The organism is Gracilibacillus caseinilyticus, from assembly GCF_022919115.1.
Classification (GTDB): domain Bacteria; phylum Bacillota; class Bacilli; order Bacillales; family Amphibacillaceae; genus Gracilibacillus; species Gracilibacillus caseinilyticus.
The window spans coordinates 1,966,820-1,981,485 of record NZ_CP095072.1 but is presented as its reverse complement, the minus strand read 5'-3'; the positions used below and the strand labels follow the sequence as shown (position 1 = coordinate 1,981,485).

The following is a 14,666-nucleotide window of genomic DNA, read 5'->3' as shown; positions in this document are numbered from 1 at the left end:
AATTGTGACAATTCGTTCGAGTGTCGAAACAACGTTTTTTTCAGAAAATTGCTCATTTAACTACTTCCATCCCAAATAGTCTGGTATTGAAATGTTTTATTATCTTTGGTTTCAATCGTAATATTAGCAATATATTGACCTTTTAGGTCTATTTCGAGTTCAATATCCCCTTCTATTACGCCTGGCTTCAGTTCTTCACGCTCGACAATTGTCGTTTTATACGCGAAGGTTTGTGGATCGTACAGGTCTATCGTTAACTTCTCTGCCTCTTCTACTAAATAGAGCTGATAATGATAGCCAGCTTCCAATGGTGTGACGGACAACTCGAGCCCCATCGCTGTTGGAATTTCATGTTCATCTGACAGGAACATGTATGGAATCGGTGTGTCATTGAGATACAGATAGCTTTGCTTCATCGTTTCTTCCATAAAACTTGGTCTGATCGTCGCCTTCACCTTTACTTCTTTTTTTTCGTGTGGTTGTAATGTAAAAGATTGTGGCAGCTGAAAGTGGACTGCTTTTTGCTGATCTGGCAGTTGAAAGGTGTATTCTTTCGGCTGATCGGATATATTCTCGATAATCAGCGTGTCTTGCTTCTGCTCGCTTTTGTCTCCGATCTTGCCAAATCGTAATAGGGATTGGTAGATCAATGTATCTGTCTCAATTGCTTCCTTCGCATCTACTTTTCCCGCTCCTTGTGCCGTTGGTTCAAAAGTCTGAAATGGATCAGCCGTTGTCAGCAAGGCAGCTTTTAATTGCTTTGGTGTCCAATCTGGATGAGCTTCCTTCAGTAAGGCAAGTACACCTGCAACATGGGGAGCTGCCATGCTAGTACCACTCAGTTTCTGATAACCACCTGGCACCGTACTGAGAATAGCTGCACCTGGGGCTACCACTTCCGGTTTAATCGCCCAGTTGACCGTAACAGGTCCGCGGGAGCTAAAATCCGTCACTGTATCCTGGACATGCTGATACTCGAGATTTAAGTAGCCTGGATTATTCCTGAGCCATTCGCCATCTTTCTTGGTTATCGCTGCTACCGGAATCGAAATATTAGGGTCAATTCCACCTTGAAAGATTCCTTCTTCATTATTAGCAATCAGCAAAGCAGCGGCTCCTTTTTCTTGTGCTTCATAGGCTAATTGCGTAAATTGCATTTCGCCTCGCTCCATTATCAAAATGGTGTCATGTCCAATCTCATCTGGATCATTTGTCACCTTCATATCTCGGGCAAAATCCCATGCAGGTGAGCCTTGCATCGGTAACATCTTAATTTTTTTGTTACGGAATCTTTCATATAAATAGGCAGATTCCATCGCTGGTGTCGATGCACCGACAGAGATCACATGATCGGCTGTTGCCGGAGATCCTACTGTCCATAAATCCGGACCGGTATTCCCATTTGCTATGACGACTGCCACACCTTCTTCGGCAGCACGATTGACCGCGACACTCGTCGGCCAATCCGGACCATTAATCGAATTACCTAAGGATAAATTGATAATATCCATGCCATCTTTCACCGCTTTTTCGATAGCAGCCATAACCTGCACAGATGTCCCGGTTCCACCTGGCCCAAGTGCACGATAGGCATATAATTCGGCATCAGGGGCTATTCCTTTCATCTTGCCATTGGCAGCAATGATGCCTGCAACATGACTGCCATGCAGCGTAGGAATGCCTTGATCCGGTTTCGTTTCCATCGGATCTTTATCAAAATCAACAAGGTCAAAACCACCTTTGAAATTTGGTTTCAGGTCTGGGTGGGTATAATCAATGCCTGTATCAATCACTCCAACCTTGACGCCTTCTCCTGTATAGCCTGTTTCGTTCGGGATGAGGAAAGGGATGCTTTGATTAATATTCTCCGCGGTTTGCTGGGTTTGATAGTTTTGAACGGGATACGTTTGTTTGAAGTAGCTGTTCTCTTTTATTTCTTCTAGGTTTTTCGGATCTGTTTTAATCGCTATGCCATTGAAAATCGTGTCATAAATCGTTAAAATCTCAACGCCTGGATGGTAGGTTTCAATTTCTTCTGCCACCTGATGAGGATCGCCTTCTACTTCTATAATAAAAGGTAATGGCTGTTGAGTATGTATAGATGTGAAAAGAAATAAAGATAAAATAAACGACACAACAAGCACTCCCTCCATTAGTTAGGAGTATTGTTTGCTTGGGGAGGAAAAGATATGTATAGGAGTTGGAGAAAATCAAGGTTTTTATCTGATAAAAAAACAACCAGAACGCGGCAGTTGGGTTCCAGTTGTTTTGATGGTTGTTATTTTGTTCCGAACAATCGGTCTCCTGCATCGCCTAATCCTGGCACGATGTAACCTTTTTCGTTCAGTTTCTCATCTAGTGCACCTAAGTAAATATCGACGTCAGGGTGTTCTTTTTGAAGGACTTCTATCCCCTCTGGTGCTGCAATCAGACACATTAATTTGATGTTCGTTGCGCCACGCTTTTTCAAGGAGTGGATCGCGTCATTTGCTGATCCGCCTGTTGCTAGCATTGGGTCAATTACGATCAGTTCACGTTCTTCTATATCTGAAGGCAATTTAATATAATACTCAGTTGGTGTTAATGTTTCTGGATCACGGTACAAGCCGACATGTCCTACTTTCGCAGCTGGGATCAGTTTCAAGATTCCGTCCACCATACCTAATCCAGCTCTTAAGATTGGAATTAATCCAATTTTCTTACCGCTGATCACTTTTGTCGTTGCTTGTGTGACCGGTGTTTCGATCGTTGTTTCTTCAAGAGGCATGTCCCTTGTAATTTCAAATGCCATTAACGTTGACACTTCGTCTACTAATGCTCGGAATTCTTTCGTTCCCGTGTTTTTATTTCGTATGTACGTTAACTTATGCTGAATTAACGGATGATCCAAAACAAATAATTTACTCATGAGGATCCCTCTCCTTTATCATTTAATATTCCATAACCCACAATATTCATCCTTAAAATTGTACAGAAAATCAGATGCCGATGCAAGTCTCGTGTTAAATTATTTTCAATTAGGGCTGAGGGCTTGTGATATGTGGTGTTAGGGGGCTTTTTTTATTGTGGTTGGAAATATTTGCTTCGGGGTTCGGGGTTCGTTATCGATGAGAAGAAGGTGTCGTACTATTCTTTGAGGGCTTACTAGATTTGTAGTGTGGCTTCCGCTTGAACTAAAACTATCACAGAAAAAAGAGATCCCTGCTATAACCTGCACGGTTCTAACTAACGTAAGTATATTTAATGCTACCTATAATACGGATTATATAAAGTAGCCTTTTGCTTATTTTGAAATAGTTAATGTGCTGTGATACCGCTCGGCCAACCACTTCGCGTCTTGCGAGGCACGGCTGACTGAAGGCGCTGATAAAATCAGCGTCCGTTTGGCATCATTAGTCACAGAATGACAGAGCTATCGGCAGCCTGGGATTTTAATGTGGAGTTTGTTTCATTAAAAAAGTCTTACATCATTGTCAATGTTAGCATTGATGAGGACCTGGCTAGGTTATCCCAGCCATTGATACAATATGGCTTTCCATTATATGAGATGAGCATGGAACAACAGTCACTTGAGGGAGTATATAGTAATAGTAAATAGTGTGATGGAGCTGTGGTAGGTGTTTTTACGGGATGTTTATTCTATCGGACAGTTGAATGCTTCCCGACTCTCTTTTTGTCCGATAGAACCGCACTGTACGATTAAATAATTTCTCTCACTGAACCTGACTTTTTCTTTTGCCACATTAAAATTCCCCCTATACCGCGGATTATATACTTTCTTAAATGATAAAAAAAAGACGCGATCTCGTTGATCACGTCTTTCGTTATTTATTGATATAAAGGGAATTTCTTAGTTAATGCAGCTACGCGTTCACGTGCTTCGTTTAGTGTTTGTTCGTCTTCTGGATTTTTTAGAGTAAGTGCGATGATTTTCGCTACTTCTGCCATTTCTTCTTCACCGAAGCCACGGGAAGTGACAGCTGCAGTACCGACACGTACACCACTTGTTACGAATGGACTTTCCGGATCGAAAGGAATCGTATTTTTATTGGTTGTGATACCTACTTCGTCTAATGCTTTTTCTGCATCTTTACCAGTCAGATTCAAACCGCGAACATCTAAAAGCAGTAAATGGTTGTCTGTTCCGCCTGATACAGTACGGATACCTTGTGCTTCTAACACTTCGCCGAATTTTTTAGCATTTTTGATAATATTCTCGCCATATGTTTTGAAAGACGGTTGTAATGCCTCTTTAAATGCTACTGCTTTTGCTGCGATGACATGCATTAACGGACCACCTTGCATACCAGGGAATACAGTCTTATCAATCTTTTTGCCGAACTCTTCTTTACACAAAATCATACCACCACGAGGTCCTCGTAAAGTTTTGTGTGTCGTTGTTGTAACAAAATGTGCATGAGGAATCGGATCTGGATGTAAACCTGTTGCAACAAGACCAGCAATATGCGCCATATCTACCATCAAATAGGCGTCTACCTCGTCCGCAATTTCACGGAATTTAGCAAAATCAATTTGGCGGGAATAGGCACTAGCACCAGCTACAATCAATTTAGGCTGTACTTCTTTCGCTTTCGCTAATACAGCATCATAATCAATTTGTTCTGATTCCTGATTCACACCATAGTCTACGAAATTAAACAATTTACCACTGAAGTTTACCGGACTACCATGAGTCAAGTGTCCACCATGACTTAAGTTCATTCCAAGAACGGTATCGCCTGGTTCTAAAATCGTGAAGTAAACCGCCATGTTTGCCTGTGCACCAGAGTGTGGCTGAACATTTACATACTCCGCTCCAAAAAGTTCTTTAGCACGATCGCGCGCTAGATCTTCTGCCACATCAACGTACTCACAACCACCATAATAACGACGGCCTGGGTAGCCTTCTGCGTATTTGTTTGTTAAAACTGATCCTTGTGCTTCCATTACTGCCTCTGAAACAAAGTTTTCGGATGCGATTAATTCAATTTTGTCATTTTGACGTTTGCGTTCATTTTCGATTGATTGAAAAATTTCTGCATCAAAGTTTTTTACGTGGTCCATTTGTTAGCTCCCCCTAAAAGTTCATTATTCGTTAATTCTATGATCCATCTCTAAAATAACATCATTCCGGAAATAAATCTAGAGATTTTCACGAATAAAAAAATAAAATACGCACCTTTTATTCGTGAATAACGAACAAGTGCGTATTCTACCCTATTTAATCGAGATAGACGGCTCTCGGTCCGCCAATTAGCTTCGGCCGCGTTCGAGCATTCGTTGTACGGGCATGCCCGACATAGCGTTTCTCCATGCGAAGCGGTACCGCAACTGACTTCAAGTGCATACCGATCATTGTTTCGCCAATATCGATGCCAGCGTCTGCCTGCAAGGACTCAACCAGGACAGCATCCTTCATATGATCGAATGCATACGAAGCCATCGCTCCACCTGCTTTTCGGACAGGACGGACCGCAACTTGCGTCAATTGATGTTCTTTAAGAAGCGGCTTTTCGATGACAACCGCACGATTCAAATGTTCACAGCATTGAAAACAAAGGGAAACACCTGTCTTCTCCTGCAATCGGATCAGTTCCTGAAAAACCATCGCTGCCACTTCTTCACTTCCTGCTGTTCCGATTCGTTCGCCTGCGACTTCGCTAGTAGAACATCCGACGATGAACAAATCACCTTCTGAAAGAACTGCTTGTGAAATCCATTCATCCACTATTGATCTTAAATCTTGTGCCCATTGATCTAAATTCATGGATTTCCCTCTCTTTCTGTTAGTTATTTTCGTAATCCGCTACTTTGCCGATACGGTTGGCATGACGTCCACCTTGAAACTCTGTTCCTAACCATTCTTTGACAATTTCTCTTGCCAGACCAGGACCGATGACACGCTCTCCCATTGTGATCATGTTCGAATCATTGTGTTCACGCGTTGCCTTCGCACTAAAAAGATCATGCACAAGTGCTGCACGAATACCTTTTACCTTGTTTGCCGCAATCGACATGCCAATTCCAGTACCGCAAATCAAGATACCACGATCAAACTCGCCACTCGCCACTCGTTCCGCAGCCGGAATCCCGTAATCCGGATAGTCCACAGAATCAGGGCAATTACAGCCGATATCTTCATACTCAATATTCAATTCTTCCAATAATGAAATGATTTCTTTTGAGAGATTAATCCCACCGTGATCTGATGCCAAAATGACTTTCATACTGTTTCAAGCTCCTTTTGAAAAAAAGTTGTTGTTTAGCTTAGCTTAAATTGGCCGATTTTTAATTTCAAGTTTTGTGCTTGCTGTTCAAGTGAAATCGCCAATTCTTCTAAACTTTCAGCGAAGTTAGCCTGTTCTTCTATGGTAGCTCGCATTTCTTCTGCTCCTGCCGATGTCTCTTCCGCAATCGCTGCCACGTTTTGTGATTTCGCCTGGGTTGCTTCGATTTCCTGCAACTGATGGTCGACCAGCTCCGAGATCTCTTTAATGGCGCTTGCCACTTGGAGTACGGACGTGGACATATTGTCAATTACAGTTGTTGTTTGTTCGCCTTTTTGTACCTCGCCTCTCGCTTCGTCCACTTGCGTACGCATATTCGATACGACTAATTCCACATCTTTTTGCATAGCTTGGATCAATTCTGAGATTGTTTTCACCGCGTCAGAGCTTTGATCCGCCAATTTACGCACTTCTTCCGCAACGACAGCGAATCCTCGGCCCTCTTCCCCTGCACGCGATGCTTCGATTGATGCGTTAAGTGCTAGAAGGTTCGTCTGTTCACTAATATCACCTACTAAGGAAATGACATTTTCTACTTCCTTCGCATTTTGAGACAATCGATTGACATCGTGCAGTGCATGGTCTTGATTATCAGCAAGCTGTGTAATGCCTGTGACTAACTGACTAATTACATCCTTTGATTGATTGAGCTGCTCGACCATTTCATTTGATTTTCGTTGTGATTCCTCTGCTTTTTGATCGACTTGAGTTGCTAGTCTTGTAGAATTCTCCACTGCTTCCGCTGTCTGCTGAATCGCTTCTGATGATTCTTCTGCACCGGCCGATATTTGTCCAACGGTATCCTCTAAGGTATTGGTCTGCTCTTTCGTATTAGAGGCTGCTTCTTTCATTTTATGTACTGATTCTTTCGTTTCAGAGGCATGCTTATCAATATCAAGCAAAACTGTTTTTAGCTGGCCGACCATTTTCTGAAAAGCAATGGTTAAGGCTGCCACCTCGTCGCCTATTGATTTCGGAGACTCGATTTCCTGATTCAAATCTCCTTCCGCCACTCGTTCGGCGACTTCCTTAAGCTTGGTTAATGATTTTGTGATAAAACCAGCCGCAGCAAACGCCAGAATACCGGACCAGATAATCCCTAATAGTAATGTTGCTAACACATAGACCATCTCCGGAACCTGGATGATCGGTCGAATGACTTCCTGTAGAAAATAGATAAAGAAAGCACTGGTAGAATAGGTAATAATAGCTAATAATGTGGTGAAAACCACCAGTTTAATACGTAAACTTGCACCTTTTTTTGCTTGTTCCATTTGGGGTCCTCCTCAGAAAAACATGACTTTTTATCTATTTTCATTCTCCATCTTTTTGACTAATTGTGCAAGATAATTATCCAATTCTTCATAAGTTTTTTGATAAGTCATGATATTCCCGCCAAATGGGTCACTAATATCGACATTTTGCACCTTTTTTTCGAGCTTATTGATCTTTCTGATGACATCTGCTTGCATTTCTTTTCCTACTAGTTTCTGATCTTCAAGCTGCGCATATGCTTCCTTTAATTCTGTCCAAGCTTGTTCATAATCTGGATCGATATATTCTTTCAGGGTAAAAACCTTGTTCGTTGCCGCCTGATATTGTTGTTTTAACAGATCTCGGTGGTTCTGCGTCATCGTCAGGACCACATCCGCCCACTCTAGCAAGGAAGCTGTAACTGGCTGTGATTGATGTTGAAAAGGAATGCCTTTCGCATGCAGCACTTCTTTCGTACCTTGTGATGCCGGGGCACCTTCTCCTGCAAAAATACCTGCAGATTGCACATTAATATGACTTTTATGCTGTATAATCGCCTGAGCCATCGGACTTCTGCAAGTGTTACCCGTACATACAAATAATATATTAGTCATGTTGGTTCCTCCATTTTTGATGATCCACCTCTATTATAGCATATGGAGGATATGTCACGCAGTGTTTACAACAACACGACCAAGCCGAAACCAAACAAGATAATACCACCTAATAATTCGCTGTAGGTACCTAATAAATGATGCGTTCGCCTGCCGATTAATAAGGCAGTCCATGTTAAAACCATACTAAATAATCCAAACATCGTTATCGCAAAAGCAGTAGCTGCACCAGATAATCCAAGCGATAAACCGATTGAAAAACTATCGAGGCTGACACTGAAAGAAAAGACAAACAATCCGAAGCCAACTGGTGCTAATATTGGTTTTTCATGTTTCATAAAGGTTTGGCACATCATCTGAAAACCGATGGCACATAACAATAAACCCGCTGTCAGTATTGCAATGCTTTCGATTTTGCTGGACAAAATTGATCCGAGCATCAATCCGATAAACGGCATGACAACATGAAAAATTCCGACCACAAAACCGATTAGCAATATTCGTTTAAGACGGATGGCCTGCATTCCAATTCCCAATCCTACTGAAAAAGCATCCATCCCTAATGCAAATGCCATGCAAATAATCGATGCTATTTCATTTATTGACGCCACCATAAAAAAGCCTCCTTCGCCGTCAGACAAGACAATGGGACAAAACTGTCCCCTTGTCCCATTTTTATGCTAGGAGGCTTTGTTATATGTTTTATTGTTGCTTCTTATTATAAGTGGCTGCTTTTGACAGTCTGTTCATGATAGCCGCACCAATTCCTTCTTGCGTAAAGATTTCAGCCAAAATAATATCGACATCTGTATCATTAAAGTAGCGAAGCGCATAATACAGCTTTGCCGCCACTTCCTCTAAATGGTCTTTGCTGCCGCATGCATAAGTGTGATCAGCATCAAGTTGTGTCAATAACTCCTTACTGGCAATGACGCCTACTTTTTTTCCCTCTTGCTGATAGGTGTTGATGTGCTGTTGAAAAAATGCTGAGTCGCCGGTAATTAAAACGAGCGGCGCATCTGGTTCATAATGATTATATTTCATCCCCGGCGATTTCGGCTGTGCTTCCTGTTCTGTCAGCTCGCCTGCCAGTTCGACTCTGCCAACTGCCTGTTCGATATCCTGCTTGGTGACACCACCTGGCCTAAGGATAACCGGCACGTCTCCAGTGGCATCGACTACGGTTGACTCAAGTCCAATACCAGTGGCGCCTCCATCAATAATGGCTGCAATTCTGCCATTTAAATCCTCATACACGTGAGTGGCATTCGTCGGACTTGGCTTACCGGACAAGTTGGCGCTTGGCGCAGCAAGTGGTAAAGCAGCTGCTTCGATAAGATCTCTTGCCACCGGATGCGCTGGAATGCGAATCGCGACCGTATCCAATCCAGCTGTTACAGTCGGAGCTACCGTCCCATTACTTTTCAAAATAATGGTGAAAGGTCCCGGCATAAACTGATCGATTAACGCCTGAGCCATCGGAGAGATGTCTGTGACATAGTGTGCAATTTGATTGCGAGCATGAACATGCACAATTAACGGATTGTCAGCAGGACGCCCCTTTGCCTGAAAAATTTTGGCTACTGCTGTTTCGTTCGTGGCATCCGCACCCAATCCGTATACTGTTTCTGTCGGAAAGGCGACAACTTCATGTGCTTGCAACCTTTGAGCAGCTTGTTGTAATGCGAATGGATTAGCATCCAAAAATTCTGTTTTCATATTATCCCTCGTTATCGATGTATTCTATCGTTATTATGAAACGATTCTGTCATTTTCGCAAGGATCAGCAACTATCCACAATACTTTCCACATCACAAACAAAATCTGTGCATAAACGGCGGTTTTATACACAGATTATTTTCTTAATTATCAGATATTTTTATCTGTTACCCACAATAGACATAATGTTATGCACAATTCGACTCATTCGTGTGTATAACTGTAATTTTTATCCACATTAGAAACAGTAGTTATCCACCACGAAGCATCAAGCGATTCGTCCAAAACATGATCTGTCTGTTGATAACCTAATTGTGTTAATAACTCATTCAGAACAGTCGTCTTACTGTGGACAATCAAGGAAGATGCACCGAAATGGTGGGTTAGGCTTTCTGCTGATTCAAAAATGGTGATTGGTAATAACTTAGAAACGTGCTGTTTCATGACGAGCGTTCGCAGCCAATAGCTGTTACGATCGACTGGCAGTAAGGAAAAAAAGGCAGCCGGTTGATCCTGATGATACAAGAAATAGCCATATTTTTTCATTTCATCTCGATCGAACATGGCCAGCTGCTGGTTAAAAAACGCGTCAAATTCACGATCGGATATGGATTTCGTTGCTTTTAACATCCTATCACCTCTATCATATTGTCTTATACTACTAATCTATGGCGAAATGATAGAGTTATGCCTATTGAAACCATTTTAAGAAGAAAAATGTATATTCTACTTCTTCTTCTTTTTTCTCTTCCGCTTCTTTCTCTTTCGATTCGGATTCCCCAGCATCCTCTTTTTCTTCGGCCTGCACCGTTGTACCGAAAGAGAAATCGAGGAAACATAACGGCGGGAAGACGACACACCACCAATTAGCTCCTTTCGCTTCTCCTAATGAAATAAGGATCGCTTCATATTCACCTGCCGGATATAAATAATGATCATATAATTTCGTTGGGAACTTTACATCTTTACGGTATTCCACTTTATATTCAACCTGCTCCTCAGCAACGGTATCTGCGACGATTTGTTCGATGTCATCGATCCGAGAAGAAATAAGCTGACGTGCTTCATCAATATCATCCATTTCTTCAACCCATTTGGTGACCTCCTGATTGACCGCATCCCGCACTTCCCGTTTGAGCGCCTGATCTTCTTCACTATCACTATTCGCTAAAATACGGAGACGGATTGCTTCATCCGGAATCACCTGATAGGCATTTTCATCCTTGCTTTCTATTTTTTGTGGAAAAAAACCAATTATTAAAAATATAAGTACAGAAAATAAAAAAAGTTTTCGCATTCTCTTCTCCTCCTAGCTGATTCTTTTGCTAGTCATATTGTGGACAAGAACGAAAACTTTTAAACTGGTAAACTATTATTTTTTTGCTGGATCAATTATGTAGCCGTGAACAATCCTGTCTTTTCCGTTGATATCCTGGATCACGTTCGTCTGATACGCAGGAAATTGAGCTTGGATCAGCGCAGATACGGCTTCTCCTTGTGTATGACCAATTTCGAAAAAGAGCGGACCGCCTTCGTTTAATACCTGTGGTGCCTGACTGATGATTTGCTGATAGGCATAGAGCCCGTTTTCTTTAGCAAAAAGAGCAAGCTCCGGATCAAACAGGCGCACCGTCTCGTCTAAAGTATCGGCCTCTTGATAGGCAATATAAGGCGGATTCGAGACGATCATATCCACCTTTTTTCCTTCCATAATGAGCGGTTCTAAGAAGCTTCCCTGGTAAAAGGTGATCGCTGCCTGCTGTTCGTCTGCATTACGCTGTGCCATCTGTAAGGCCTGCTCTGACAGATCGGTTGCCAACATCTTAAGGGATGGACGCGATTCTTTCGCTAACGTTATCGCGATTACACCGCTGCCTGTTCCAATATCGACACCACTGTGCACAGAGTTGTTCATATGCTGCAGTACATATTGGACGAGCTCTTCCGTTTCCGGACGTGGGATCAAGACGTGCTGATTCACATGAAAGCTTCTGCCATAAAAGTTTTCCACACCGGTTAAATGCTGTACTGGCACTTTCGTTTCGGCATGTGTGGATATTTGCTTCGAAAAGGTAAGCCAATCCGCTTCAGGCATGGTGTCACGTAATCTCGTAATCAGATCGGTTTTGGTCCAGTTCAGTTCATGCAACAAAAGGATCTCGGCGACTTTCGGTTCACATTGATGTGCTTCTAAAAAAGAAGAAGCCCAAGTCAGGGCCTCGTGAATAGTCTTAGAAGTCATGGTTATTCACCGATTTCTTCCATCTTTTTCGCTTGTTCTTCGATGATTAATGCTTCCACGATTTCGTTCATTTTACCTTCAAGGATTTGATCAAGCTTCTGAATCGTAAGACCAATACGGTGGTCAGTTACCCGGTTTTGCGGGAAGTTATACGTTCTGATACGTTCTGAACGATCCCCTGAGCCGACCGCTGACTTACGTGTCTGATCGTATTCTGCCTGCGCTTCCTGCTGAAATTTATCATAAATACGGGCACGTAATACCTTCATTGCTTTTTCTTTGTTTTTAATTTGTGATTTTTCATCCTGAATCGATACAACAATGCCAGTTGGCTCATGTGTTAAACGTACCGCAGACATGGTCGTGTTTACGGATTGCCCACCAGGTCCACTGGATGCGAATGTATCAACGCGGATGTCTTTTTCATGAACATCGACTTCTACTTCCTCTGCTTCCGGCATAACAACGACGGTTGCTGTAGAAGTATGGATACGTCCGCCAGACTCTGTTTCTGGAACACGCTGCACACGGTGCGCCCCATTTTCATATTTCAATTTGGAATAGGCACCAGCACCATTGATCATAAAGACAACCTCTTTAAAGCCACCGACACCAGTTGTGTTGGAATCCATAATATCAATCTTCCAGCCCTGTGCCTCCGCATAGCGGTTATACATCCGGAATAAATCTCCGGCAAATAACGCAGCCTCATCACCACCAGCTGCTCCACGGACTTCCATGATAACGTTCTTGTCATCGTTCGGGTCTTTTGGCAATAATAAAATTTTCAGGCGCTCCTCCAAGCCTTCCTGTTGCTCCGATAGCTCCGAAATCTCCATTTTTGCCATATCACGCATTTCTTCATCCAAGTCATCTTCCAGCATTTGCTTCGCATCACCCAATTGCTCGGTCACGTCTTTATATTCACGATACGCCGTAATAATGTCTTGTAAATCCGCTTGCTCTTTCGAATATTCTCTTAATTTCTTCGAATCATTAATAACCTCCGGGTCACTCAATAATTCATTTAATTTATCATAACGTGCTTCCAACGATTCTAAACGATCTAACACGCCCTTCACCTCTTTCTACGATTAGACAAAACTTTACTAAGTTACAGTATAGTATATAGCGAGACTTACTTCAATGGGGTGGTTTGTCCCCATTGAAGGATAGCGAGACTTACCAGGGTGTTACAGACCGTTTGCGACTTCAGGAACTTACGGCCTGTTACCACCGTGGTCAAGCGAGACTTCCTTCAATGGGGTGGTTTGTCCCCATTGAAGGATAGCGAGACTTACCAGGGTGTTACAGACCGTTTACGACTTCAGGAACTTACGGGCTGTTACCATCGTGGTCAAGCGAATGTGAGTTGTAAGGATAGAATAACTACTCAGCTTGAAATAATACTGATAAGGTTAAGTCAGGATCAAGCTGTTGCTTTTGTATCTGTTAGTGTCTCTACATATTATATTCATTATCTTCAATTGTACAATAATACGTGTCTTTTTTAGGTATTTAAAATAGAAATAGCCTAGTCACAATATAATTACGACCAGGCTAATCTAAACAAATTAAAATCTGACATTTAAACTTTGAAATCGATCTTAGAGTATTTATGGGAAGAAAGTCTATAAGAATCCAGTTCTTCAAATTTACTAACAAAATCATTCCAATCTTCTCTCAGTAACTGAATATTTTTATCTACACGCGATTCGGTCTTCTTATTCCAAGATCCACCTAATTGATCTTTTTGGATTTCCTTATATCCCGTCATTACCTCTTCATATTGGTTTTGAAACTGGGACAATGAGTTTAAATTAGAAAATAAATCATTATACTGTTTTTGCTCAACTTGAACAACATGATTACCTTCCCGAATGTTCTTAATGGAATTTTTCATCCGATTTGCAATTTGAACATATTCACCTGCTTTTCCCTTATCCCGATTATAAATAGCCTCATATACACGTAATGACTCATCTCTCACTGAAACAGGAGCCATCTTTTCAGCTATAAGGTTTAATTTTTCTTGAGTCTGAAGATGATACAAACTTTCTCTATCACTCGTCCATCCGCTTGAAAAATAATCCTCATTACTTTTTAATGCTGTTTTAATTAGATCTGATAGTGGAACTATAATAAGGGAAATTCTTTTAAAAAAGGAAAAAGAGCCGATATAGGTAATAGAATATACTGTCGGGGACTATGGTTATACAACTTACAGTAGCTATCACTACTTTGTACTTTGATATTATACCACTAGTTGTTTTTTCCAATGAGGATTCACTTTATCATTTTGCTTATTCTATATATCGACCTCACTAAAAAGGAGTGACTAAACTTGTACATTAGCACATTTAATAATCAGTCATTACACTTGAATAATAGTTTGCGTATTGAATCTAATCAATCAACACGTGAGGATATTAAGAATTCAGCAAGTATAAAGTTGGATAAGTTAACGCTTTCTGATGTTGTAGGAGAAATGAATACCTATGGAAATTTTAGTGTTTCGGTTGTTAAGTTTCTATTTGATCCGTGCTAACA

The 14,666-nt window shown here is 41.6% G+C and carries 14 protein-coding genes; all 14 read right to left on the bottom strand.

Features of this window, described 5'->3' with window-relative positions:
• Positions 1–56: 56 nt before the first annotated feature.
• Positions 57–2,135 carry a S8 family serine peptidase gene (locus MUN88_RS09415; protein WP_305852502.1) on the bottom strand — a complete coding sequence of 693 codons (2,079 nt, stop codon included), beginning with the start codon at positions 2,133–2,135 and terminating at the stop codon, positions 57–59.
• 143 nt (positions 2,136–2,278) lie between these two features.
• Positions 2,279–2,908: a uracil phosphoribosyltransferase gene (gene upp / locus MUN88_RS09410; RefSeq protein ID WP_244723665.1), complete on the bottom strand. Its 630-nt coding sequence runs from the start codon at positions 2,906–2,908 to the stop codon at positions 2,279–2,281.
• Between the two features lie 920 nt (positions 2,909–3,828).
• The gene (gene glyA / locus MUN88_RS09405) at positions 3,829–5,064 is read right to left on the bottom strand and encodes a serine hydroxymethyltransferase (RefSeq protein ID WP_244723662.1); all 1,236 of its coding nucleotides are present in this window, start codon (positions 5,062–5,064) and stop codon (positions 3,829–3,831) included.
• A 157-nt stretch (positions 5,065–5,221) separates the two neighbouring features.
• Complete coding sequence (locus MUN88_RS09400; RefSeq protein WP_244723659.1) at positions 5,222–5,767, bottom strand: TIGR01440 family protein; 546 nt, start codon at positions 5,765–5,767, stop codon at positions 5,222–5,224.
• Positions 5,768–5,786: 19 nt separating this feature from the next.
• Positions 5,787–6,227 (bottom strand): ribose 5-phosphate isomerase B, encoded by a 441-nt coding sequence (gene rpiB / locus MUN88_RS09395; RefSeq protein ID WP_244723657.1) that lies wholly within the window; start codon positions 6,225–6,227, stop codon positions 5,787–5,789.
• Between the two features lie 35 nt (positions 6,228–6,262).
• A complete protein-coding gene (locus MUN88_RS09390; protein WP_244723654.1) occupies positions 6,263–7,561 on the bottom strand; it encodes a methyl-accepting chemotaxis protein in 1,299 nt (432 codons plus the stop codon).
• 30 nt (positions 7,562–7,591) lie between these two features.
• Positions 7,592–8,155 carry a low molecular weight protein arginine phosphatase gene (locus MUN88_RS09385; protein ID WP_244723651.1) on the bottom strand — a complete coding sequence of 188 codons (564 nt, stop codon included), beginning with the start codon at positions 8,153–8,155 and terminating at the stop codon, positions 7,592–7,594.
• A gap of 65 nt (positions 8,156–8,220) precedes the next feature.
• Positions 8,221–8,769 (bottom strand): manganese efflux pump MntP, encoded by a 549-nt coding sequence (locus MUN88_RS09380; RefSeq protein WP_244723649.1) that lies wholly within the window; start codon positions 8,767–8,769, stop codon positions 8,221–8,223.
• A gap of 88 nt (positions 8,770–8,857) precedes the next feature.
• Positions 8,858–9,874, bottom strand: a complete 1,017-nt coding sequence (locus tag MUN88_RS09375; protein WP_244723646.1) for an L-threonylcarbamoyladenylate synthase — start codon at positions 9,872–9,874, stop codon at positions 8,858–8,860.
• A 204-nt stretch (positions 9,875–10,078) separates the two neighbouring features.
• A complete protein-coding gene (locus MUN88_RS09370; protein WP_244723643.1) occupies positions 10,079–10,504 on the bottom strand; it encodes a hypothetical protein in 426 nt (141 codons plus the stop codon).
• A 61-nt stretch (positions 10,505–10,565) separates the two neighbouring features.
• Complete coding sequence (gene spoIIR, locus MUN88_RS09365; protein WP_244723641.1) at positions 10,566–11,171, bottom strand: stage II sporulation protein R; 606 nt, start codon at positions 11,169–11,171, stop codon at positions 10,566–10,568.
• A gap of 75 nt (positions 11,172–11,246) precedes the next feature.
• Positions 11,247–12,116 (bottom strand): peptide chain release factor N(5)-glutamine methyltransferase, encoded by an 870-nt coding sequence (gene prmC, locus MUN88_RS09360; RefSeq protein WP_244723639.1) that lies wholly within the window; start codon positions 12,114–12,116, stop codon positions 11,247–11,249.
• 2 nt (positions 12,117–12,118) lie between these two features.
• A complete protein-coding gene (gene prfA, locus MUN88_RS09355) occupies positions 12,119–13,189 on the bottom strand; it encodes a peptide chain release factor 1 (RefSeq protein WP_244723637.1) in 1,071 nt (356 codons plus the stop codon).
• 515 nt (positions 13,190–13,704) lie between these two features.
• Complete coding sequence (locus MUN88_RS09350) at positions 13,705–14,169, bottom strand: hypothetical protein (RefSeq protein WP_244723635.1); 465 nt, start codon at positions 14,167–14,169, stop codon at positions 13,705–13,707.
• Positions 14,170–14,666: the final 497 nt, after the last annotated feature.

What these genes read in the sequence shown, in the direction of transcription:
- MUN88_RS09400 (WP_244723659.1), bottom strand. Translation starts at nt 5,767, where the DNA reads ATGAATTTAGATCAATGGGCACAAGATTTAAGATCAATAGTGGATGAA.
- MUN88_RS09390 (WP_244723654.1), bottom strand. Translation starts at nt 7,561, where the DNA reads ATGGAACAAGCAAAAAAAGGTGCAAGTTTACGTATTAAACTGGTGGTT.
- MUN88_RS09385 (WP_244723651.1), bottom strand. Translation starts at nt 8,155, where the DNA reads ATGACTAATATATTATTTGTATGTACGGGTAACACTTGCAGAAGTCCG.
- glyA (WP_244723662.1), bottom strand. Translation starts at nt 5,064, where the DNA reads ATGGACCACGTAAAAAACTTTGATGCAGAAATTTTTCAATCAATCGAA.
- rpiB (WP_244723657.1), bottom strand. Translation starts at nt 6,227, where the DNA reads ATGAAAGTCATTTTGGCATCAGATCACGGTGGGATTAATCTCTCAAAA.
- MUN88_RS09380 (WP_244723649.1), bottom strand. Translation starts at nt 8,769, where the DNA reads ATGGTGGCGTCAATAAATGAAATAGCATCGATTATTTGCATGGCATTT.
- spoIIR (WP_244723641.1), bottom strand. Translation starts at nt 11,171, where the DNA reads ATGCGAAAACTTTTTTTATTTTCTGTACTTATATTTTTAATAATTGGT.
- MUN88_RS09370 (WP_244723643.1), bottom strand. Translation starts at nt 10,504, where the DNA reads ATGTTAAAAGCAACGAAATCCATATCCGATCGTGAATTTGACGCGTTT.
- prmC (WP_244723639.1), bottom strand. Translation starts at nt 12,116, where the DNA reads ATGACTTCTAAGACTATTCACGAGGCCCTGACTTGGGCTTCTTCTTTT.
- upp (WP_244723665.1), bottom strand. Translation starts at nt 2,908, where the DNA reads ATGAGTAAATTATTTGTTTTGGATCATCCGTTAATTCAGCATAAGTTA.
- MUN88_RS09375 (WP_244723646.1), bottom strand. Translation starts at nt 9,874, where the DNA reads ATGAAAACAGAATTTTTGGATGCTAATCCATTCGCATTACAACAAGCT.